The organism is Micromonospora sp. WMMD956 (genome assembly GCF_029626125.1).
GTDB lineage: Bacteria > Actinomycetota > Actinomycetes > Mycobacteriales > Micromonosporaceae > Micromonospora > Micromonospora carbonacea.
Window position 1 is genome coordinate 3,434,685 of the sequence record NZ_JARUBI010000005.1, and the last position, 22,092, is coordinate 3,456,776.

Below are 22,092 nucleotides of genomic sequence, written 5' to 3' on the forward strand. Positions count from 1 at the left end.
CGCAAGCGATCGTCGGCAGTTCTTCCGAGCCTCGGCACGAACGCAATTTTCGATCGGCTGCGGTCGGCCCGAAATGCTCGTCCGGGCGCGCCAACAACCGCACATCCCAGCCATAGCCGAAGGTGCGCCGGCGATCCGGCCGACCGGGCTTGACAGGACACCGGCCGCGGTCGACGCGGCCGGGCGCGCCGCGCGACGGGCACGGTGGACCGGCCCGTCGGCGGGCGGGGAACAGGCGATGGTACGGCGGCTCAGCCGGCCGTCAGCTCGCGGCGCGCACCCTCCGGTGGCGTCGCGGACGGTCCCGACCCCAGGGCCGGACGGCCGATCGGACCCAGCGCCCGGGCCAGCACCCGGGCGGTCTCCAGCACCGTCCGGTCCCCCAGGCGGGGGCCGGCCACCGCGACCCCGATCGGCACGCCGCGCGCGTCCAGGCGGACCGGGACGACGACCGACGGCAGGTAGCACATGCCGGTCACGCCGGCCCACACCAGCTGGTCCCAGTACGGCCGCGGCCGGCCGTCGACGGTGATGGTGCGCTGGGCGAACGGGCGGTGGTCGTGGGCCGGCGCGGTGTTCGGCGCGACCGGCAGCAGCAGGGCGTCGTAGCGACTGAAGAACGCCCGCCAGCGCAGGCCCATCCGGGTGCGCAGCTCGTTGGCGACGACCCAGTCGCGGTGGCTCTGGTGGACGTGCTCGCCGCCGAGCACGCCGGTGGGCGGCCGCATGCCGGCGGCGATCAGCTCGGCCTCCTCGCCGGAGATGTCGTCGATCGCGGTGCCCGCGATGAGCTTGCGGAAGATCTGGTCGCTCTGCTCGAGCCGGATCCCCAGCGGGCTGGTGGCCCGCACGGCGACCCCCGTCCCGGCGAGGGCGTCGGCGGCCTGTTCCACAGCCGCCCGCACCTCGCCGTCCACCGGGCAGTAGGGGTCGTCGAACCAGGCCGCCACCCGGCGCGGCCGGCTGGCCGGGGGCAGGCTCAGCCGCCAGGCGGCCCGGTCCCAGGGGTCCGGGCCGCTGATCGCGTCGAACAGGATCTCCAGGTCGTCGACGTCCCTGGCCAGCGGCCCGACCATGGCGATGTCGGGCAGGGCCCGGTTGAACGGCATCGGCGGCACGTGGCCGTACATCGAGACCGTGCCGAAGGTCGGCTTGAGACCGGTGACGCCGCAGAACCCGGCCGGGATCCGGATGGACCCGGCGACGTCCGAGCCGATCTCCAGCGGCGTGAACCCGGCCGCCAGCGCGCCCGCGGCCCCACCGGAGGAGCCGCTGGTGGTCAGCGTCGGGTCCCACGGGTTGCGGGCGGTGCCGAACAGCTCGTTGTAGGCCTGCAGGTCGCGCGAGGCGCGGGGGAGGTTGGTCTTGCCGAGGATGATCGCGCCCGCGCGCCGGGCCCCGGCCACCGCGGCCGCGTCCTCGTCGGGGACGAAGTCGGGCAGCAGGCCGCCGGTGGTACGCAGCCCGGCGGTGGCGAAGCTGTCCTTGACCGTCATCGCCACGCCGTGCAGCGGCGGCAGCGGGTCGCCGCGCACCACCGCCTCGTCGGCCGCGGCCGCCTCGGCCTCGGCGCGTTCGTTGCGGGTCACCACGAGCCCGAGCGCGCCGTCGTAGCGGTCGATCCGGGCCAGCAGCGCGCGCAGGTACTCCCGGGCGGAGAGCTGCCCGTCGGCGATCGCCCGCGCCACCTGTCGGGCCGGCCACCAGCACAGCTCGTCGTCCATCACACCTCGGCTCGGTCCGCGGCGAGTCGGTGCGCGACGCCCGACGCATTCCCGGCCGTTTCACCCGCCCGTCGACATTGGTCCCGGCGAATTGTGCACCGTTCTGCGCCGGAGTCCCACGACAGATGAGCCGGAAGAACGGGCATGGCCGTTTGCGCACTGACCTGAGCCCTGACCGCCGATTACTGTCCGGGAGATGGCGCGACGACTGCGGCCGGGCCGCCCACCGGCGGGCGCGGGCGGTGAGCCGGGTGCGGGTGCTGGTCGGGCGCCAGCCACAGGTCGCCGGCCGCTTCCCCCGCCCTGGTCCACCGACCCACACAGGAGGTCGTCAGACATGTCGCCATCGGACGCCGGCACGGGGGAGTTCCCGCTGACCTGGGCCCAGCAGCAGTGGATGGCCGGTCCGCCGCCGCTGGACGAGAACGACGCCTGGCGCTACGAGCTCAGCCTCCCGGTGCCCGTCGGGCCCGGCCTCACGGTGCCCGACACGGTGGCGGTGGCCGGCGAACTGGTGCGCCGCTACCCGCCGCTGCGGTCGCGGCTGCGCCGCGGCGTCGACGGGCAGCTACGGCAGGAGGTGTTGGCGCCCGACGACCCGGTGGTGCTGGACGGGGTGCAGCGGCTCGGGGTGTGGTGCTTCGACTTCGTGACCGACGCGCTGTTCGACGCCGGCCGGCGGATCGGCCAGTTCGTGACCGACCCCGACGCGGGGAACCTGATGATCGTGGTGCCGCCCGTGGACACCGGTGGCGACGTCGAGATCTCGGTCGCGCACGCCTTCGTCGACGCCAGCGGGGCCGGCGCACTGGTCGCCGCCTTCCTGGCCGTTTTGCGCGGTCAGCAGGGCGCGCCGATCCAGCGGACCTGCTACGACATCCTCGAGTTCGAGCGCGGCGAGCGCGGCGCGGAGCTGTCCGCGCGCAACGTCCGCTATCTCGTCTCCACCGCACGCCGCGCCGAGGAGCGGGGCCTGAGCGACCCGCGCGGGACGGCCCCGGAGCCGACAGTGGACGGCTGCCGGCTGCGCAGCCGCAAGCTCCTGCGGGCCCTGGCCCGCAGCCGACCGGACTCCCGCCTGGCCCGCGCCGCGCTCGTCCTGGCCCTGGCGCTGATCGCGTTCTGCCGGGTCCGGGGGACCGACGGCGCGTGGGTCACCATCGTCGTCGGCAACCGGGCGACCCCCGAGGCGGAGTCCTTCGTCGGCCTGGCCATGCAGTGGGGTGCGCTCAGCGAGACCCTGCGGCCCGAGGACTCCCTGCGCACCGTGCGCGACCGGCTCACGCTGCGCCTCGCGCAGAGCCTGCGGCACGGCCGGTTCGACCCGCGCCGGGCCGAGGAGGAGTTCGACGCCGCGGGCATCGGCGGACGCCCGGTGTTCACCTTCAGCCACTGGGAGTCGCCGACGACGGACTGGGACACCGCCCGCAAGCCCGCCGAGGAGCACGCGGTGCAGTCGGACCACTACGAGTGGGCCAGCATGCCGGCCGGAGCGGGCGGGGCCGGCATGGAGGTCAACACGTCCACCCTGATGGATCAGGCGCTGCTGAAGGTGAAGTGGGACCGGCGGCGTTACGCCGACGCCCGCATGCGCGACTACATCGCGCACGTCGAGCGGATGCTCGACCTGGCCGTCGACGATCTCGACGTGCCGGTGGCGCGGCTGCGGGACCTCGACCTGACCTGAGCGCGAGCACCCGGGGTGGCCCACCGCGCCGCCCCGAGGCCGGCGGAGCGTCCCCGATCGGGATTCCTCGGCGGGCCGGTGGCGGTCGCTGCGACCGGTCGCCGCCGCTGGCCCCCGGGCCCTCGGTGGGGGAGCGCTGGTGGCGACCTTGCCCCATCGATAAATATGCATCTATCCTTTGGCGGCCCATCGGCTGCCAGTGCCGGCAATCGAATGTCGTCGAATCGCTTCGACAACCCAGCGTGATGGTTGGCTCGAAGACGGGAGATGCTCGTGAGATCCACCCTCAGGAAGGTCCAGTTCGCCATGCTCTCCGGCGTGCTGGCGCTGGCCGGAACCGCAGCCGTGCTGCCGAGTTCCGCGTCGGCCGACAGCATGGCCCAGCTCAACGCCACCCAGCTCGTCGCCGACCTGGGGGCGGGCTGGAATCTGGGGAACGCCCTGGAGGCCAACGCCAACGGGATCCCCAGCGAGACGGCATGGGGCAACCCGGTCGTGACCCAGGCCTTCATCGACCGGGTGAAGGCGGCCGGATTCAAGACGATCCGCATCCCGGTCTCCTATCTGGGAAACATCGGGTCCGCCCCGAACTACACGATCAACTCCGCCTGGCTGAACCGGATCCAGGAGATCGTGGACTACGCCTACGGGCGCGGCCTGTACGTGCTGATCAACATGCACGGCGACGGTTACAAGACCATCACCGGTTCGTGGTTGATCTGCGACTCGTCGAACCAGACGACGATCAGGGACAAGTACCAGAAGGTCTGGCAGCAGATCGCGACCAGGTTCCAGAGCTACGGCGAGCGCCTCATCCTCGAATCCATGAACGAGGAGTTCGACGGCCAGTACGGCAATCCCACCCAGCCGTGCTACTCGAACATCAACGCCTACAACCAGATCTTCGTGGACACCGTCCGGCGGACCGGCGGGAACAACGCCTCGCGCTGGCTGCTCGTCCCCGGCTGGAACACCAACATCGACTACACCGTGGGCAACTACGGCTTCGTGCTGCCGACCGACCAGTACCGGTCGTCGTCCATCCCCGCCAACGAGCAGCGACTCATGATCTCCGTGCACTACTACGACCCCTGGGACTTCGCCGGCGAGGAGAACGGCACCATCACGCAGTGGGGGCCGGCCGCCACCAACCCGGCCCGGAAGTCGACCTGGGGACAGCAGGACTTCATGGACGGGCAACTGAAGAAGGTGCGCGACACCTTCGTCTCGCGCGGATACCCGGTGTTCGTCGGTGAGTACGGTTCGGTCGACAAGACGTCGGCCGACTCGACGAACAACAGGTACCGCGCGGACTACGCGCGCACCCTGGTGTCCACCGCCAAGAAATACGGGGCGGCCACCGCCTACTGGGACAACGGCTACAACGGGGCGTACGGGTTCGGGCTGTTCAACCGCAGCAGCGCCACGGTCACCCAGCAGGGCATCATCGACGCCATCATGAGCGCCATCGGCAGCACCACCCCGACCACGCCGCCGACCACCACGCCGCCCCCGACCACCGCTCCGCCGACCACCGCCCCGCCGACGACCCCGCCGCCGACGGGCAGCCGGTCCTGCGCGGCGTCGTACACGGTCACCGGTCAGTGGCAGGGCGGCTTCCAGGCCGAGGTGCGGGTGACCGCCGGCGGCTCGGCGATCAGCGGTTGGACGGTGACCTGGACGTTCGCGAACGGACAGCAGGTGTCGCAGGCGTGGAGCGCGACGCTGACCACCAGCGGCGCCACGGTCACCGCCCGCAACGTCAGCTACAACGGTTCGCTCAGCGCCGGCGGCAGCACGACCTTCGGCTTCCTGGGCTCGTCGGGCGGCACCAACGCCGTGCCGTCGTTGTCCTGCACGGCGAGCTGAGCAGGGCGTGAGCCAGCGGGCCGGGCGTCACGGACGCCCGGCCCCGGCCCCCCACGGCGGCCGACCGCTGCCAGCCGGCGCGCTTCGTCCCAGTCGCACCCAGCGCCCGGCGTGGGTCCCGGTTCCCGGGCGTGGTCGATCCGGCCCGGATCGTGTCATGCTGCACGGGACCCGACGGGAGGACGGCGATGACTGCTGGCGATGCCGTACAGGTCAGGCCGGCGCGACGGTCGCTGCGACCGCTGGTGTCCGGGGCGACGCTGGTCGCGGTCCTGGTGTTGCTGTTCGGCCTGCCGTGGTGGACGTTGACGGTGGCGGCGCGGTGGCCGGCGCCGGTGGTGGCGGCCGGCACGAGCGTGTTCGTCGTCGCGCTGGTCGCGTTGCCCGTTCTGATGTATCTCGGGCACGGCCGCCGGCGGCTGGACGCGGCGGCCCGCGCGGGGGACACCCTGCTCGGCCTGGTGTGGATCCTGTTCGTCTGGGCGCTGATCGGCAATGTGGCCCGGCTCCCGCTGGCCGCGGCGGGGGTCGCCGACCCGGTGCGGTCGCGATACGTGGCGGCCGGCGCGGCGGTCGTCTCGGTCGTCCTGGCCGTCTGGGGCTACGTCGAGGCGATGCGGGTGCCCCGGGTCCGGCGGGTGGACGTCACCATCGACCGGCTGGGAGCGGGTCTCGACGGCGTCCGGGTGGTGTTGCTGACCGACACCCACTACGGCCCGATCGACCGGGCCCGCTGGTCGGCCCGCACGGTCGAGGTGGTCAACGGCTTGGACCCGGACATCGTCTGCCACACGGGCGACATCGCTGACGGCACGGTCGACCAGCGTCGGGCGCAGGCGGCGCCGCTGGGTGCTGTGCAGGCGCGGCTGGCCCGGGTGTACGTGACGGGCAACCACGAGTACTACGGCCAGGCACAGGGCTGGGTCGACCACATGCGGACCCTCGGCTGGGAGCCCCTGCACAACCGGCATCTCGTGGTGGAGCGGGGTGGCGACCGGCTCGTCGTCGCCGGGGTGGACGACGTGACCGCCGCCTCGTCCGGCGTCGCCGGTCACCGCGCCGACCACGCGGCGGCGCTGGCCGGCGCCGACCCGCAGCTGCCCGTGCTGCTGCTGGCGCACCAGCCGAAGCAGATCGACGACGCGGTGGCGGCCGGCGCGGACCTGCAACTGTCCGGGCACACCCACGGTGGCCAGATGTGGCCGTTCCACTACCTGGTCCGACTCGACCAGCCGGTCGTGCAGGGGCTGAGCCGGCACGGCAGGACCCAGCTCTACACGAGCCGGGGGACCGGGTTCTGGGGTCCGCCGTTCCGGATCTTCGCGCCGAGCGAGATCACCCTGCTCACCCTCCGGGCGGGTTAGCGCGGACGGGCCGTCAACCACGGGGCCGGCCCGCCGGTTCAGCCGTCGTCCGTCCCGGTCACGCCGACGTTCACGGTCGGGAACGTGACCTGCACCCGCAGCCCGTCCTTCCCGGTGGAGGAGGCGGTGACGATGCCCTCGTGCGCCCGGGTGATCGAGCGGACGATCGCCAGCCCGAGCCCCGCGCCGCCGCTGTGGTCGATGCGTCTGCCGGTCCGGCGTCGGAACGGCTCGAACAGGGCGGCGACCTCGTCCGGGGGGACGTCGTCACCGGTGTTCTCGACGACGAGCGCCGGATCGGTGCCCACCCGCACCGTGAGGGTGCCGCCCCGCCGGTTGTACTTCAGGCCGTTCTGCACCAGGTTGACGACCAGCCGTTCCAGCAGCACCTGCTCACCGAGGACCAGCCGAGGGCTCAGCCGGCTGACGATCGTGACGCCGGCTTCCCCGGCCCGGCCGCGGTACGCGTCGAGCACCGTGGCGACTGTCCGGTCGAGCCGCAGCGGGGTGCGGGTCAGCAGGCCACGGTCGCTCTCGCTGAGCACCAGCAGCCCCTCGATCAGGCGCTCGTTGCGTTCGTTGGTCTCCAGCAGTTGCGCGGTGAGCAGCGTGAGCTGGTCCTCGTTGAGGGTGCGGGCCAGGCCGACCTCGATCAGGGTGCGCTGCACGGCGAGCGGGGTCCGCAGTTCGTGGGATGCGTCGGCGGCGAACCGGCGCTGGGCCTCGTACCCGACCGCGATCCGGTCCATCATCTCGTCGATGGTGCGACCCAGCACGGCCAGCTCGTCGCGGCCGGGGCCGGGCCTGAGCCGGTGGCCCAGGTTCTGCGGCCCGACGTCGGCGATCACCGGGACGAGGTCCCGCAGCGGACGCAGGCACCAGCGTACGGCCGGGTAGGCGGCGGCCAGCAGGGCCAGCAGCACGACCGTCACGGCGATCACCAGGGGGATGCTCGGCCGCCGGAACACCTGGACGCAGAGGAACGGGGCGTCGTCGGCCGGGGCCCGCAACGCGGGGGTGGCGCACCAGGACGGGCCGAACTCCCGCCACAGCCCGAGCAGCAGGTCGGCGGCCGTCGGCACGAACGGGGCGACGAGCAGGAGCGCCGCGACGACCAGGAGCATCCGCCGGGCCGGTGAGGGCAGGTTCATGCCCCGAGCCGGTAGCCGACGCGGGGCACGGTGTGGATCACCGGCGGGTCCCCGAGCTTGCGGCGCAGCGTCATCACGGTGGTCCGTACCGTGTTGGTGAACGGGTCGGCGTGTTCGTCCCATGCCTGTTCCAGGAGGTCCTCGGCGCTGACCACCCGGCCGCTGGCGCGCATCAGCACGTGCAGGACGGCGTATTCCTTGGGGGACAGCGACAGCGGCATGCCGTCGCGGGTGGCCGTGTGCCGGGTGACGTCCAGCACGATGCCGTCCTGCTCCAGCACCGGGGGCAGCGCCGGGGCCGAGCGCCGGGACAGCGCCTGCAACCGGGCGACGAGCTCGGCGAAGGCGAACGGCTTGGTCAGGTAGTCGTCCGCGCCCAGGCCCAGGCCCTCGACGCGTTGCCGGATACCGGCGGCGGCGGTCAACAGCAGCACCCGGGTGCCGGTGTCGGAGCGGGCGATCCACCGGCACACGTCGTCGCCGGTCTGACCGGGCATGTCCCGGTCGAGGACGGCCACGTCGTATCGGTTGACGGCGAGTCGTTCCAGGGCGCTGTCGCCGTCGTAGACCACGTCGACGGCCATGGACAACCGGCGCAGCCCCTCGGCCACCATGTCGGCCAGCACCCGCTCGTCGTCGGCCATCAGCACCCGCACGCCGTCCCCTCTCCGTCGTTCCCCGTGCCCGGGGCCGCCCGCGAGGCTGGCACCCGCTGCATAAAGAACCGATAAGGATGCCGCTGACGCTGCCCGGACGGCCGGTACCTCAGCATCGGTGCGTTCCTGCTCCCCTGCGTTCAGGCTGGTGAACCCGTGCTCCGACTCGCCACACAGTGTGTCATGGCCGCCCTGACGGCCACGGCGGTTGCCGTCGTTCCCCTCGGGGCCCGGCCGGCGTCGGCGATCGCCCACGGTGAGGACGCGGCGGACGGCGCGTACCGGTTCTCGGCCCGGCTGACCATGACGGGTCTGCCGGTGGCCGGTGGCGGCACCCGGGACAGTTGGTGCTCCGGCGCGCTGATCGCCCCGCGTTGGGTGATCACCGCCGGCCACTGCTTCCGTACCCCGGACGGCCGGCGGGTCAGCCGGGTGGTGGCGGAGCGGACCAGCGTCACGGTCGGGCGGGTGGACCTCGACGGCCGGGACGGTCACGAGGCCGACGTCGTCGCGGTCCGTCAGGCGGACGGCGTCGACGTGGCCCTCGTCGAACTCGACACCGCGGTCACCGGTGTGGTGCCGCTGCGCCTCGCCGACGTGCCGCCGGTGGCCGGCGAGGTCCTCCGGTTGACCGGGTACGGCCTGACCGCCGCCGACGCCGCCGCGCCGCCGCAGCGGCTCCGGACCGGCGAGTTCATCGTCGGCCGGGTAGGTGCCGACGTCATCGAGACGTCCGGCCGGCGGCCCCGGGCGGACACCAGTCCGTGTCCGCACGACTCCGGCGGTCCCTACTTCCGGGAGCCTGCGCACGGAACGCCCGTCCTGGTCGCCGTGGTCAGCACCGGCCCGGGATGCCCGCACCCGGGTCCCGACTTCAGCGCCCGCATCGACGTTCTCGGGGAGTGGATCGCCGACACGGTCGCCCCGTCCCCGGGGCCGGCCCGGTGGCTGCCGGCCGGCGTCGGCGCGGGGGTGGCGCTGCTGGCGGTGGCCCTGGTGTGGCGTCGCCGCCGCGCGGGTGGCCGCCGCCGACCGTCGATCGCGCAGGTCGGGGCCGACGCGGGGTCGACCTGCGCTGGCCGGCGAACATGACGGCGGCTCCGACACCTGCCGGAGGCGACGTGCCGCCGAGCTGAGCCCGACGCCGGGAGCCCGGGGCAGGGGCCGGCCCGACCGGCGTCGCGGCCCCCTGCCCTGGTCGCCCGGGCAGGTCGCGGTGACCGACTGCCGGAGCTCGGCAGCGCCCGGCTCATGACGAGTTCGTGACCCGCAGGCCCTTACCCGGGCGGCTTCCGTCGTCGTTGAGCGAGGCCAGCAGGCGCAGGCCGTCCTCGGCGGGGCTCGCCGACGGCGCCGACAGGACTATCAGTTCCAGGCCCGACCCGTCCGGCAGGGCGAAGTTCTCCTGGTGCAGTTCCAGCAGTCCGACCAGCGGATGCCGGTAGGCCTTGCGTCCGTGTGTGCGGGCGCGCACGTCCGCCCGGGCCCAGAGCCGGCGGAAGCGCTCGCTGCCCATGGACAGTTCGCCGATGAGCGAGGCCAGGTGGGGATCATCGGGGTGTTTTCCAGCGGCCAGGCGAAGGTGCCCGACCACGTCGAGGGTGCATGTCTCCCAGTCCGCGTAGAGGCCACGCTCGGCTTCCTCCAGGAAGATGTGCCGGGCGGTGTTCAAGCCCGTGGTGCTTCGCCCGTAGAGGAGTCCGGCGAGGCGGTTGCCGGCGACCACGTCCATCCGATGGTCCAAGATCAGGGCAGGGGCGTCGATGATCAGATCGAGTACGCGCAGCAGCTCCGCCCGTGGGCGGCTGCTGGGCGACCTGGTGCGACGGCGGGGTTGCCGGGCGAGCCGGTGCAGGTGACCGCGTGCGGTCTCGTCGAGTCCGAGGACGCGGGCGAGCGCGTCGAGGACCTGTTCCGATGGTTGGGTGGCGCGGCCCTGTTCCAGGCGTACGTAGTAGTCGACGCTGACCCCGGACAGATGGGCGACCTCTTCGCGCCGCAGCCCCTCGACGCGGCGTCGGCTGTCGGTCGGGATGCCGGCGGCGGACGGGTCGACCCGGGAGCGCCGGGTGCGCAGGAAGCCCGCGAGATCGTCCATGGCCTCCAGTATCGCTCCGGCGACACGGGTGCGGGTGGTCCTGCCATTACCAGGAAGTCCCGACCGACGGAACTCGGGCCCCTGAACGGCGGAGTCCCGGCCGTCGAGCATCGGTGGCGACACACGTCGTCGAAGGGACCAGCCATGAAGACGCTCATCGTGTACGCCCATCCGGAGCCGCGTTCGCTGAACGGCTCGCTGAAGGATCTCGCGGTGTCCACGCTCAGGGACGCCGGTCACGAGGTGCGGGTGAGTGACCTGTACGCGATGAACTGGAAAGCCGTCGTGGACGCAGCCGACTTCGGCGGTTACGCCACGAGCCCGCTGCGGGTGATACCGAGTTCGGGCGGGGCGTACGACGCCGGGGCACTCACCCCCGACGTGACGGGCGAGCAGGAGAAGCTGCTCTGGGCCGACACGGTGATCTTCCAGTTCCCCATGTGGTGGTACACGATGCCCGCCATCCTCAAGGGCTGGGTGGACCGGGTGTTCTCCTTCCACTTCGCGTACGGCGTGGGGGTGCACGACGAGACCCGCTACGGCGAGCGTTTCGGCGAGGGAACGCTGCGCGGGCGGCGGGCGGTCCTCTCGGTGACCGTTGGCGGCCCGCAGTCGCACTACACCGATCGCGGGATCAACGGCCCCATCGAGGATCTGCTGTTCCCGATCCACCACGGGATCCTCTACTACCCGGGCCTGGAGGTGCTGCCGCCATTCGTGTTGTACGGCGCCGAAGGGATGTCCGAAGGCGCATTCGCGGACGCCGCGAAAAGGTGGAAGGAACGGCTGCTGACGCTGGAGACAACCGCGCCCATCGCGTTCCGGCGGCAGAACTCCGGTGACTACGAGATCCCGTCACTGCGGCTGAAGGAGGGCCTGGAAGCTCGTGGCCGCAGGGGCTTCAGCCTGCACGTGCGAGATTAGTGCTCCAGCCACGGCGCAACAAAAAGGGCAAGGAGCCGCATCCCCCCTGCCATAACTAACATATACCGCACCGGGGGGCTTGCCGCAAGGCCCGGGGGTGCGCGCAGAATCGCTGTCCGTAACGGGAATCCGCGTGGAGATGGGGGTTTGCGACATGCGGGTATTGCTGTCGACGTTCGGTGGCCGTGGCGACGTCGAGCCGCTGGTCGGGCTGGCGATCGCGCTGCGGGGGGCGGGCGCGGGCGTGCGGGTGTGCGCCCCGCCGGACTGCGCCGAGCGGCTGGACCAGTTCGGGGTGGAGTTGGTGCCGATCGGCCAGTCGGTGCGCGAGATGGTGCACGGGCCGGCCCCGACCACGGTGCCGGACGTGCCGCGTAAGGCCGCCGAGCTGATGGCCGAGCAGTTCGCCGAGCTCCCAGCGGCCGCTGAGGGCTGCGACGTCATGGTGGCGACGGGCCTGTTCCCGGTCACGGCGAGCGTGCAGTCGGTGGCGGAGCGGCTGGGCATCCGCTATGTCTACGCCGCGTACTGTCCGATCTTCCTGCCGTCGCCGGCCCACCGCCCGCAGTCGGCGCCGACCCGGCCGCTGCCGCCGGATGTCACGGACTGGAAGGAGCTCGACGCGCTGGCGATCGAGGGCTACCACGCGGTCTTCGGCACCGCCCTCAACCGTGAACGGGCGGCGATCGGCCTGCCTCCGGTCGACAACGTCCGCGACCACGTCTTCACCGCGGGCCCGTGGCTGGCCGCGGACCCGACCCTGGCACCGTGGCCAGCCGACGCCGCGAACCCCGTCGACGTGGTGCAGACCGGTGCCTGGATGGTCCCCGACGCGCGTCCGCTCGACCCCGGTCTGAGGGCATTCCTCGACGCCGGCGACCCGCCCGTGTACGTCGGCTTCGGCAGCATGCCCGCACCGCGGCACGCCGCGGAGGTCGCCGTGGCCGCGATCCGGGCCCATGGCCGTCGCGCCGTCATCTCCCGGGGCTGGGCTGGCCTGACCCCGTCCGCCGGCGCGGACGATGTCCGCGTGGTCGCCGAAGTCAACCACCGGGCGCTGTTCCGGCGCTGCGCCGCCGTCGTGCACCACGGCGGCGCCGGCACCACGACGACGGCCGCGTTGGCGGGCGTACCCCAGGTGCTGGTTCCGCAGATGGCCGATCAGCCGTACTTCGCCGCCCGCGTCGCTGCCCTCGGCATCGGCGCCGCCCACTCCGGCCCGTCTCCGACGGTCGAGTCCCTGGCAGCCGCGCTCGGGCAGGCCCTGTCGCCCGAGACCCGGTCCCGCGCCGCCGCGACGGCCGCCACCATCCGCCCGGACGGCGCCGAGGTGGCCGCAAACCTCATCCTCGGCCTCTGACGCCCGCGCCGGTCCACACCGCTTTTTCCCAGGAGAGCGCGCACCCGGCTCTGTCGGCTCCGCCTGGACAACGCCCCCGTGGTTCCGGCTGCCCCAACCGTCGCCAGCCCGGGGGAGTGTCACTCGCGGGCCGGCCGAGGAATAGTGCGGAGTTTCTGGACCGCGAGAACTGACGGATGTGCATGTGACGACTCCCGGTGCGACCATCACCCTATGGGGCGAATGCAGCACGCAGCGCGGCTGGCGGGTCTGGTGACGGTTGCGGTGGTCGCCGGGTGCACTGACGGCAGGCCGTCCACCACTCCGGCGGGCGACCCGACAGCGTCCCTCGCCACGTCGACAGCGCCCCCGACTACGGCGGCAACGGCGGTCGCGGATGCCGGCTATCCGGCGTGCGAAGCCGCGTTGAAGATCAAAGCCGATCCGGGCCGCTTCGATGCCGGCGACATCATCGACGCGGCGTACCTCGGTGCCCGCTCGACGAACACCGAGTTCGCCCGGGAGGCGCGGGTGGTCGGTGACTTCACCACCGCGGCGGACCTGGCCCTCAGGTCGGGAGACCCGGCCGACCAGATCCGCGCAAAGATACGCGGGTACCTCGACGGGCTGGTCGAGGACTGCCGCACGTTCGGCTACCTTCGCCGCTAGGGGCGGATCAGCGCAGGAACGGCTGGAGCCGGTCGTAGATCTTCCGGTGGGAGAAGAACGTCTGCTGCATCTGCTGGCCCGCTGAGCGGAACAGGGCCACGTCGTTGGCGTCGACCGCCTGCCGGCACGTCACGGCCGCTCTCGCCGAGTCGTCGAGGTAGGCGGTCCAGTCCCGCCATGCCTCGTCGTCGGGGACGGGGAAGTAGGCGCGTGCTGCCGCCACGTCGCGTTCGATGTCCAGGCACAGCGGGCGCACCCGGTCGACGACGTCCCGGTAGGTCAGCGGTGGCGTGGTCACCAGGACGGTGAAGGTGTTCTGCTTGCCGGAGATGTCGTCGAGGAGCCGCTGACCTCCGTACTTCAGCCACGCCAGCACCCGCAGTCGGTGAATCGTCGGCGAGGAGGCGACCGGGAGGTCCGCCGCGGTGAGTGCGATGCCCCCGGCGGTCGGCGAGGACACCCGCACCGCCGGTTTCCAGGAGGCCGCGCCGAGGACGACGACCGTGACCGCGACGACAGACACCACGAGGCGCGGGCGAGGCATGGTGGACTGGGCGGGCGGCTCCGGTCGTTCGCGACGGCCCGCAAGGACGAGCAAGGCTGCGGCGACCAGGAAGATTCCCGGCCCGAGGAGCTCCGGGGTGTTGCCGGCGACGTACGACCACCCGCCCCCCGGTCGCCAGCCGCACGAGTCGGTCAGCACGTCGAAGGGCCCCCAGCAGCCGTCCGCGGATTCCAGGACGAACGACGCCAGCTGACCTGACAGCATGGTGATGCCGGCGGTCGCCAGACCAGTCGGCAGTCGATACCGGCTGCTGCGGGCACCCGCCGTTCCGCCCGCTACGGCTGCGGCGGCGGTGAGGACGGCCACCGTCCACGTGGAGTCGTGCAGAAGAAGGGCCGCAGGCCGGCCAGGGCCCGGCGCGACCGCGTCGTGCAGGAGCAGCCGGACCACGGCCAGCGCCGCCACGGCCAGCAGCCCTCCGCAGGCCGCGCAGGTGACGATCCGGCGCAGAGGCAACCCCGTACCGTTACGGGACAGAGCGGTCGTCAGGGGCAGCAGCCAGAGCAGCGCGCCCGCCAGCAGCAGGCCGTGGGCACCCGGCAGCACGCTCTGGTCGGTGCCGAGCCGGCCGAGCACCCAGTTGGTCGCAGCGGTGAGGGCCAGCGGGCCGGAGTTCGCGTCGAGCAGCCCGGGCAACTGTGTGTCGTACAGCCGGAGCACACCCTGGGGGTCGACGATCGGCCGTCCCTGGACCCACCACTGCCCTTCTGACTGCCACCACGCGAACCACGTCCCGAACACGAGTCCGGTCGCAGTCAGGGTGAGCAGCACGGCCGGGCGGCTGCGGCGACCGCGTCGCGTGTGTGCCCACAGGTCGACGTGTTCGGCCGTCCACCACGTGATCACGACACCGATGAGCAGCAGCACCAGCAGGAACTGCGGGCGCTCGGGCAGCCACCCGTCGGTGACACGATCCAGCGCCAGCTCACCTGTCACCAACCCGGCGCCGAACCAGAATCCGGTACGGACCGCCGGCGCGCGGGGACGAGAGGTGGCCGGCGTGTGGACTGCAGACTGCCACAGCACGGCCCCGACGACCGCGGTGGCCAGTGCGGCGCCGAGCGCGCTGGCAGCGGTGGTGACCGGCTCGATGCCCACCCGCTGGGTGACGGCCTGCGACGATCGCGCGGTGCCGACGACGACCAGCACGGTCACTCCGGTAAAGAACACCGGCAGGCGCGGCACGGCGAACACCCGCGTGGGATCGCTCAGGGCCAGCTGCCGCTGTGTCCCGTCGGGATGCGTACGCCACGGCCCGCTGATCCACCGCAGCAGGCGGGCGGCGGGCCGCCGGGGCGGGCGCGCGTCACGGTGCCACGCCTGCGGGTCGGCGCCCGACTGCACGGCACCGAGATCAGCGTGCAGCTCCCGGACGCGCAACACCTCGGCGCGGGCCAGGTACACGAGCACGACGAGGAAGGCGGTCGCGAACAGATCCTGAAGGCTGCTCCGGTGGTTCTGCGCGGCGAAGAGCGACGGCGCGGCCGGCCGCAGGTAGGCGATCGACAGCAGCACCCCGGCCGGCAGGACGACGAGAAAGACGCGCCACAGGGCCACGGTGGCGTAGGTGATGTCGACGTCGCGGTTGCGCAGATGGGCGAGTTCGTGCAGCACGACGGCACGGAACCCGAGCGGATCCTCGACCCGGCGCACGAGGAGACCGCCGTGGAGACACACCGTGTACCGGCCCCATCGACCGAACACCACCGCGCCCGGGGTGCGGGCCGCCGGATCGACGACGAACCGCGGCGGACGGGTCAGGCCGGCCACACCCACCAGCCCGTGTACGAGCTCCCGCAGCTCACCGGACGGGTCGATCCGTTCGTCCAGCTCCACGACCCGGCCCGGTCGTGATCGCCACAGCGGAAGCACGAAGTGCAGAAGGGCCGCCGCGACGACCAGCAGACCCATCTCGACGACCAACGGCCATCCGGGATCACGCTGCCCGGGAAGGTCGAGGCAGGTCTCCAGGGCCTCCCTGACGCCTGGGCGCTGCAGCGCCTGCTGGTTGGCCACGGGATCGCCGGCCGGGTCCTCCCCCGCAGCGAGATAGCACCCGATCCCGCCGAGCAGGTCGTGGGAGGGCGCGTAGAACAGCACCGCATTGACCCGCTCGAAGAGCCGCACCGCCGTGACGAGCACCAGGGCGGACAGCAGCAGGAACCGCGGGGTCGTGCCCGCGCCGAACCCCCGACCGGCGGCGGGGATCGTGGGCGTCGTCATTCCGCAGCGGCGGGCCGCTCGTCCTCGACCGGGGTGACAGGGATCAGCAGACGCACCGCCAGCTGGTCGGCGAGCGCCTCAGCTCGTTCCGGCGACAATCCAGACGTCGCGGCCAGCTCCAGCACCCGCTGTCTGATGTCGGCCACCTGATGCACTGTCAGCTCGGGCACGGCCAGCGGCTCCGGCCGCCTGCGCGACGCCCGGCGGAACAGCTTCCGCACGCTGTGCGGGAACCCGTCGACCGCGCGGTCGGCGGTCTTGCGGACGCTCTGATCCAACGCGATCCACAGCACCGGCGTGACGAGGTAGACCGCGTCCTCCAACCCGAAGCCGAGCGGCGCGCGGCGCGCGCCACCCCGGCCAAGACGGCTGACTGCGGTCTCGTCGTCGAACTGCCGGAGCGCGTCGACGACCGGCAACTCCTCGGGCGCGACGTCGGCGATGACCGCGCGGACCACGTCCCGCACGGTGACGTCCGAGGATGCCCGTTCCGGCGTTCCTGCAGTGTTCATGCGTCCCCCGGCCCGACGGTGTGGAGCGGTCACGGACCCCACATGCGCATTCACCGTAATCCGTCGATGCTAGCCGCCCGGCCATGCCGGGCGCCCGGCCGCAACGGACAGGCGCCGGCGTGCGACGTGGCTGTTCACGTGAGGAGGCAAGGGTGTCGGCGTCCGAGGGGCGCTCGGGCCGGCGACGAGTCATCCTGCTGATGACAAAGTCATCCCGAACCGTTGACGACGTCATCTCAACTGCTTACGCTGACTGTGTTGACGCTGTCATCTTGCGGTGCCGAGGACCTCGGCCTGCGACGGTCGACAGCCGCACGTACGCCATGGGTGTCACGCAATCGTCGAGGAGTATCGATGAACATCTTTCTCACGGGTGGATCGGGCTTCGCCGGAGGAGCAATCCTCCGGCGGCTGGTCAACGACGGGCACACGGTGCACGCGCTCGCGCGGTCCGCGGCCGCCGCGGACGCGATCACCTCGGCCGGCGGGCTCCCGGTCAGCGGTGACCTGTCGGACCTGGCCAGGTCCGGCAGCGGGCCTGCCTGGCTACAGATTCTCGGCGAGGTCGACGCCGTGGTGCACTCGGCAGCCTTCATGGTCTTCTGGGGACCCGACCAGGTCTTCGTCGACCGCAACCTGCTGCCGACCCGCGCCCTCTACCAGGCCGCCGTGGCCGCACGGGTCAAGCGATTCGTCCTGGTGTCCGCAGCCAGTGTCTCCACCGGCACCAATCGCGACCACACCGTCGACGAGGACTCCGACACGGGCAAGGCGAACATCGCCTACAGCCGCGTGAAGCTCCGCACCGAGCAGGAACTGCTTGCGCTGCCGCACGGGAACACGTCCCTGGTCGTCATCCGGCCGCCGTTCCTGTGGGGCCAGGGCATGACCCACACCTTGCAGGGATTCATCGACTCCGTCGAAGCCGGCCGATTCTCCTGGATCGACGGAGGGCGGCACCTGGTCGACTTCTGCCACGTCGACAACCTCGCCCACATCATCACGCTGGCACTCGACCGTGGAGATCACGGCTTGATCTGCTACGTCACCGACGGCAGTCCTCGCCCCGCCCGCGACTTCTTCACCCCGCTGCTGGCCACCCGCGGGATCGACGTCAGCGCGGCCAACAGCGTTCCCCGGGCAGTCGCCTCACCCCTGGCCACGCTCATGCAGACCGCCGCCAAAGCGCGTCGCAGCGCCACCGTGCCACCGCTCACCCCCTGGATCATCTCGTTCATGGGCCGCGACCGCGTCTACGACATCAGCCGCGCACGACTTCGACTGGGCTACCAGCCGGCGATCACCGTGGAGGAAGGACTCCGGCAGATGACGCAATCCTCCAACGCAGGCCGCTGAACCTCGCGCCCTCACCACCCGGTCAGCGGAAGGAACCTTCATGAAGCAGTTCACAGTGTGAACGAAACCTGGGCCACCACATCGAGTCGCTGGCCGAACAGCTGTAGCGACCCGAGGGGCGGGTAGCCACGGCCCTTCGCCCACGGTCGGCAAAGGCGTCCCCACCCGGCCATAGGATGAGCGGATGATCCGGGCTGAAACCGCCGCCGCGACACGCCAGGCCCTGCTCGAGGCGGCGGCCGAGCTGCTCGACCAGGGCGGCCTCGAAGCCGTGACCCTCCGTGCCGTCGGAGCGCGGGCAGGGGTCACCCGTGGGGCCCCCTACCGGCACTTCCCGGACAAGGAACACCTCATGATCGCGGTCGGCAGCCATGCCTGGGACGAACTCGGTCAACGAATCGGCGCCATCCACCGAGACCCCGGCCGCACCCCGGCCGCAAAGCTGCGGGCCCTCCTCGCCGCCTTCATCGACCTCGCCCGCCGCCAACCCCATCTCTACCGCCTGATGTTCAGCAGCCCCGCCAGCGATCCCACCGCGCTCGCCCGGGCCGCCCAGCCCACGCAGGACGAATCCCTTCAGGTAGTCGCCGCCGTGACCGGCGAACACCACGCCCGCCGATACGCCGCCCTGCTCCTCGCCAGCGCCGACGGCATCGCCGGCATGGAACTCACCGGCCAGCTCGGCGGCGACAAATGGCAGACCACCGCCGAAGAGCTGATCGACACCCTCGTCACCATGGTCGCCGCTCACACCCACGAGAACGCCACGGAAGCGGCGGGCAGCTCCTGACACGTTCCCGAGCCTTCTCCAAGCTGACCTTGCAGGTCGGAAGGGGCGCGACGGGCCCGGAGACCGATGGCCGGCCGGCCCCCGCGGCATGGCACCGAACTCCTGCTGATCACAGATACTGGCCGATCGCCGGCGGTTGGTCGTGGCCGCCGACGTTGGTCGGCAGGTCCTCCACCACCAGCTTCCGGACGACCTCCGCCGGCGCGTCGGCCAGCTCGATGATCCGTGCCGCCTGCTTGGCGACGGTCGCCTCCAGCAGGTTGCGCACCGTGCGGCCGTTGCCGAACGACGACCCCGGGGAAAGACGGGCGAGCGTCGTACGAACCCGGTCCGGTACGCCGTCGGCGAGTTGGTAGCCGGCGTCGTGGGCGAGGACGGTGAAGATCTGCACCAGCTCGTCGAGGTCGTAGTCGGGGAACTCGAGGACCGTGGGGAACCGGGATGCCAGACCACTGTTCGCCTCGAGGAACCGCCGCATCTCGACCTCGTAGCCGGCTGCGATCACCACCAGGTCGTCCCGATGGTCCTCCATCAGCTTGAGCAGCGTGGCGATGGCCTCGTGACCGTAGTCCCGCGGCGAGTCGGACATCGACAGCGAGTACGCCTCGTCGATGAAGAGCACGCCACCGAGTGCCCGTTCGAACGCTGCGTGGACGCGCGGGCCGGTCTGCCCGATGTACTGGCCGATCAGGTCCGCCCTGGTCACCTCGACCAGATGACCGGAACCGAGCAGCCCGAGGTCGGCGTAGATCCGGGCGATCAACCGGGCCACCGTGGTCTTCGCGGTGCCCGGATTTCCGACGAACACCATGTGCCGGGATCCTCGGCTCACCGCGAGCCCGGCCCGGGTCCGCAGGCTCTCCGCCCGGGCCTCCGCGACCAGCAGCCGCACCCGCGCCTTGACGTCGGGTAGCCCGATGAGCGTGTCCAGCTCCGCCATCGGGTCGCCCTTGTGGGCGGGCGCGAGCACGACGGACGCCGGTGCCGTGATGTCCTCCACCAACAGCTCGGCCAGCTGCCCGACCGTGGGTGCGGCCGACCGGCTGACCCGCATCGCCTGGTGCGACGCGGACTCGTCGACGAGGTTGCGGACCACCCGGGCGTTGTCGAAGCCGGCGGCGCGCGGCATCCGCGTGACGAGACTCCGGACCCGGTCGAGCACGCCGTCGGCGGGCACGAACCCGGACGCCCTGGCCTCCCGCTCGAAGAGCCGCACCAACTCGTCGTCGGTGAAGTCGACGAAGTTGAAGGTGTTCGGAAACCGCGCCGCCAGGCCGACCTCACTCGACAGGAACTCCGCGACGTCCTTGGGCTGCCCGGCGATGACGACCACGAGGTCCTCGCGGTGCTCCTCGATCAACCTGGTCAGCGTCGCGGTGGCCTCGCGCGCGGCAGGGTTCTCCGGGACCGCCCGGCCGACGTTGACCATCAGGACGCCGCCGAGCGCGTTGCGGACAGCTGCGGTGACCTTGGCGCCGTTGAGCAGCTCCGCCCTGGCCACCTCGACCAGGTGGCCGGAGGCCAGCACGCCGTACGCGGCATAGACCCGGCCGATGATCGTGGCGATGGTGGTCTTCCCGGTGCCCGGGTTGCCGGCGAACACCATGTGCCGTCGGTTGCGGGCCGGTGGGAGACCGGACTCGCGGCGCAGCGCCTCGACCCTGGCCTCCGCGCGGAGCCGGACGACGCGTTGCTTGACCGGGGACATCCCGATCATGTCGTCGAGGACACCCATGGCGTCCTGCGCGGAGTGCCCGCTCGGGGCGCCCCCGGGCCGGGCCGGTCGGGGCGCGGCGGTCGTGGGCTGCGCCGGTCCCGGAGCGTCGGCGAGGGCGGACACCAGCGGGTTGATGACGGCGGGCCGTGGCTGGCCGAGCATGCGCAGGCTACGCAGGTATCTCAGGCAGAAGAAGAGCCCGCTCTGCACGTCCCGGTGCGGGCCCGGCCAGCCGTTGAGCGCGGTGGCGCAGCTCCACTCCAGGCCCACCCAGATGCGTGCGGTCTCCGCCTCGCCCGCGATGATCGCGTGGTCCAGCCACGCGAACACCGTCCTGTACCAGATGTCGTAGTCGAAGCTGGGCTTGAGCATGTCGTACGCGCGGACGACGGCGTGGAAACCGTCCTGGCCCAGCCCGGTCGTGGCGATGACGGCGGGCACCGGTTTGCCGAGCTTCAGCAGCATGGCGGCGACCAACTCGTCGAAACTGCCGACCTCGGCACCCACCGTGTCCACCAGGCGCTGGTGGGCGGCCCGGAGGCCGGTCATGGTCCAGGACAGGTAGTCGGCCGGTCCGGCGTAGTCGGGTAGGGCGGCCCGCTCCACGTCACCGAGCAGGGCCGATCCCCACTGGGCGGCGAGTTGCCGCCGCGACCCCGTCCGGTGCTGTTCCAGTAGCGCCGGGTCCTCGGCTATCCGGGCGTACAACCTGGCTAGCGTGTGTCCACGCTCGGCGAACGGTGGCGCCTCGACGAGTATCCCGAGGCAGTCGCGGTAGTAGCGGATGATGCGGTCCCGGCGCGTCGGGCTGTCGGAATCCGCGAAGAGACGCCCCGGTGGGACCGGCATGACCTGGGTCTGCCAGGTCGCCTCCGGGTCCGTCGTCGGAGTCAGGGGCGCCGTCAGGCGGTCGGCCACCAGGAGGTCACCGAGCCGCCACAGCGGGCCCGACACGCTGGTGGACGCGCCGAGCGCGCCCTGCGCCAGCCACTTCACCTCCTCGACCGCCATCGACGTGCCGGGCCTGAGTCGTGCCGCCCGGGCGGGCAGGTCGGTGAGCCCTTCCCGGGCGGCGACGGCCATCAGCCGGGCACGGGTGTCCTCGAGCCACCCCGCGGGCGGCACCCATGGCCTGGTCGGCCCGAACACGTTGAGGTGCGGCGATCCGGTCAGCAACGGCACCAGGTGGTCAGGCAGATCGATCCGGCCACTGGCGGGCCGCGCGGCGACCGGGGCGGCACTGCCCGGGGGCCTGGTGGTCATGCCTGAACTCTAGGTCTGACCACCGACACTTTTCCGGGTCCGGATCCGACCACCTCAGGCCGGCCCGCTGGAGCGGAAAGCAGTAGATGATCTTCGACAGGTGCGGGGTGGGTGCCTGTCAGCGGATGCGAGCGTCGCAGGCCAGCCAGCGAACGCAGCGCCGCCGGATCCGCACGCCATCGCCG

16 protein-coding genes are annotated in these 22,092 nt (G+C 72.0%); 9 read left to right on the forward strand and 7 right to left on the reverse strand.

Features of this window, described 5'->3' with window-relative positions:
* Positions 1–251: 251 nt before the first annotated feature.
* Positions 252–1,724, reverse strand: a complete 1,473-nt coding sequence (locus O7628_RS15810; RefSeq protein ID WP_278131482.1) for an amidase family protein — start codon at positions 1,722–1,724, stop codon at positions 252–254.
* A 337-nt stretch (positions 1,725–2,061) separates the two neighbouring features.
* Here O7628_RS15810 and O7628_RS15815 point away from each other — a divergent pair, with 337 nt between their 5' ends.
* The 3 genes from O7628_RS15815 to O7628_RS15825 all read left to right on the forward strand — a co-directional run bounded on the left by O7628_RS15815 (position 2,062) and on the right by O7628_RS15825 (position 6,644).
* Positions 2,062–3,411, forward strand: a complete 1,350-nt coding sequence (locus O7628_RS15815) for a hypothetical protein (RefSeq protein WP_278131484.1) — start codon at positions 2,062–2,064, stop codon at positions 3,409–3,411.
* 273 nt (positions 3,412–3,684) lie between these two features.
* Positions 3,685–5,280 (forward strand): cellulase family glycosylhydrolase, encoded by a 1,596-nt coding sequence (locus O7628_RS15820; RefSeq protein ID WP_278131486.1) that lies wholly within the window; start codon positions 3,685–3,687, stop codon positions 5,278–5,280.
* 188 nt (positions 5,281–5,468) lie between these two features.
* A complete protein-coding gene (locus O7628_RS15825; protein ID WP_278131488.1) occupies positions 5,469–6,644 on the forward strand; it encodes a metallophosphoesterase in 1,176 nt (391 codons plus the stop codon).
* 38 nt (positions 6,645–6,682) lie between these two features.
* On the opposite strand, the gene O7628_RS15830 is transcribed toward O7628_RS15825, so the two are convergent.
* Positions 6,683–7,795 (reverse strand): ATP-binding protein, encoded by a 1,113-nt coding sequence (locus tag O7628_RS15830; protein WP_278131489.1) that lies wholly within the window; start codon positions 7,793–7,795, stop codon positions 6,683–6,685.
* Complete coding sequence (locus O7628_RS15835) at positions 7,792–8,451, reverse strand: response regulator transcription factor (protein WP_278131491.1); 660 nt, start codon at positions 8,449–8,451, stop codon at positions 7,792–7,794. The genes O7628_RS15830 and O7628_RS15835 overlap by 4 nt, the downstream gene beginning before the upstream one ends.
* Before the next feature lie 183 nt (positions 8,452–8,634).
* On the opposite strand from O7628_RS15835, the gene O7628_RS15840 reads away from it, so the two are divergent.
* Positions 8,635–9,543, forward strand: coding sequence for a trypsin-like serine protease (locus tag O7628_RS15840; protein WP_278131493.1), 909 nt, complete (start codon positions 8,635–8,637; stop codon positions 9,541–9,543).
* A 157-nt stretch (positions 9,544–9,700) separates the two neighbouring features.
* Here O7628_RS15840 and O7628_RS15845 read toward each other — a convergent pair whose 3' ends face one another.
* Entirely contained in the window at positions 9,701–10,549 is an 849-nt protein-coding gene (locus tag O7628_RS15845; RefSeq protein WP_278131495.1) for a helix-turn-helix transcriptional regulator, read from the reverse strand.
* Positions 10,550–10,693: 144 nt separating this feature from the next.
* Between O7628_RS15845 and O7628_RS15850 the strand changes: the two genes are divergently transcribed.
* From O7628_RS15850 to O7628_RS15860, 3 genes are all read left to right on the forward strand, one after another.
* Positions 10,694–11,473 carry an NAD(P)H-dependent oxidoreductase gene (locus tag O7628_RS15850; protein ID WP_278131497.1) on the forward strand — a complete coding sequence of 260 codons (780 nt, stop codon included), beginning with the start codon at positions 10,694–10,696 and terminating at the stop codon, positions 11,471–11,473.
* A 154-nt stretch (positions 11,474–11,627) separates the two neighbouring features.
* Positions 11,628–12,833 (forward strand): glycosyltransferase, encoded by a 1,206-nt coding sequence (locus O7628_RS15855; protein ID WP_278131499.1) that lies wholly within the window; start codon positions 11,628–11,630, stop codon positions 12,831–12,833.
* Positions 12,834–13,055: 222 nt separating this feature from the next.
* Positions 13,056–13,481, forward strand: a complete 426-nt coding sequence (locus tag O7628_RS15860; RefSeq protein ID WP_278131501.1) for a hypothetical protein — start codon at positions 13,056–13,058, stop codon at positions 13,479–13,481.
* A 7-nt stretch (positions 13,482–13,488) separates the two neighbouring features.
* On the opposite strand, the gene O7628_RS15865 is transcribed toward O7628_RS15860, so the two are convergent.
* Together O7628_RS15865 and O7628_RS15870 are read right to left on the reverse strand one after the other, a co-directional pair.
* Positions 13,489–16,269, reverse strand: coding sequence for a M48 family metalloprotease (locus tag O7628_RS15865; RefSeq protein ID WP_278131503.1), 2,781 nt, complete (start codon positions 16,267–16,269; stop codon positions 13,489–13,491).
* On the reverse strand, positions 16,266–16,727 hold the full coding sequence (locus O7628_RS15870) for a hypothetical protein (RefSeq protein ID WP_278131505.1): 462 nt from the start codon (positions 16,725–16,727) through the stop codon (positions 16,266–16,268). The genes O7628_RS15865 and O7628_RS15870 overlap by 4 nt, the downstream gene beginning before the upstream one ends.
* 408 nt (positions 16,728–17,135) lie before the next feature.
* Between O7628_RS15870 and O7628_RS15875 the strand changes: the two genes are divergently transcribed.
* Positions 17,136–18,137, forward strand: a complete 1,002-nt coding sequence (locus O7628_RS15875; protein WP_278131507.1) for an NAD(P)-dependent oxidoreductase — start codon at positions 17,136–17,138, stop codon at positions 18,135–18,137.
* A 184-nt stretch (positions 18,138–18,321) separates the two neighbouring features.
* Positions 18,322–18,927 carry a TetR/AcrR family transcriptional regulator gene (locus O7628_RS15880; RefSeq protein ID WP_278131508.1) on the forward strand — a complete coding sequence of 202 codons (606 nt, stop codon included), beginning with the start codon at positions 18,322–18,324 and terminating at the stop codon, positions 18,925–18,927.
* Between the two features lie 109 nt (positions 18,928–19,036).
* Here O7628_RS15880 and O7628_RS15885 read toward each other — a convergent pair whose 3' ends face one another.
* Entirely contained in the window at positions 19,037–21,907 is a 2,871-nt protein-coding gene (locus O7628_RS15885; protein WP_278131509.1) for an AAA family ATPase, read from the reverse strand.
* Between the last annotated feature and the right edge of the window lie 185 nt (positions 21,908–22,092).

Bases quoted from the DNA above. Each gene is read 5' to 3' on its own strand.
- O7628_RS15810 (WP_278131482.1), bottom strand. From the start codon at position 1,724: ATGGACGACGAGCTGTGCTGGTGGCCGGCCCGACAGGTGGCGCGGGCG.
- O7628_RS15815 (WP_278131484.1), top strand. From the start codon at position 2,062: ATGTCGCCATCGGACGCCGGCACGGGGGAGTTCCCGCTGACCTGGGCC.
- O7628_RS15825 (WP_278131488.1), top strand. From the start codon at position 5,469: ATGACTGCTGGCGATGCCGTACAGGTCAGGCCGGCGCGACGGTCGCTG.
- O7628_RS15830 (WP_278131489.1), bottom strand. From the start codon at position 7,795: ATGAACCTGCCCTCACCGGCCCGGCGGATGCTCCTGGTCGTCGCGGCG.
- O7628_RS15840 (WP_278131493.1), top strand. From the start codon at position 8,635: ATGGCCGCCCTGACGGCCACGGCGGTTGCCGTCGTTCCCCTCGGGGCC.
- O7628_RS15845 (WP_278131495.1), bottom strand. From the start codon at position 10,549: ATGGACGATCTCGCGGGCTTCCTGCGCACCCGGCGCTCCCGGGTCGAC.
- O7628_RS15850 (WP_278131497.1), top strand. From the start codon at position 10,694: ATGAAGACGCTCATCGTGTACGCCCATCCGGAGCCGCGTTCGCTGAAC.
- O7628_RS15855 (WP_278131499.1), top strand. From the start codon at position 11,628: ATGCGGGTATTGCTGTCGACGTTCGGTGGCCGTGGCGACGTCGAGCCG.
- O7628_RS15860 (WP_278131501.1), top strand. From the start codon at position 13,056: ATGCAGCACGCAGCGCGGCTGGCGGGTCTGGTGACGGTTGCGGTGGTC.
- O7628_RS15865 (WP_278131503.1), bottom strand. From the start codon at position 16,269: ATGACGACGCCCACGATCCCCGCCGCCGGTCGGGGGTTCGGCGCGGGC.
- O7628_RS15875 (WP_278131507.1), top strand. From the start codon at position 17,136: ATGAACATCTTTCTCACGGGTGGATCGGGCTTCGCCGGAGGAGCAATC.
- O7628_RS15880 (WP_278131508.1), top strand. From the start codon at position 18,322: ATGATCCGGGCTGAAACCGCCGCCGCGACACGCCAGGCCCTGCTCGAG.
- O7628_RS15885 (WP_278131509.1), bottom strand. From the start codon at position 21,907: ATGACCACCAGGCCCCCGGGCAGTGCCGCCCCGGTCGCCGCGCGGCCC.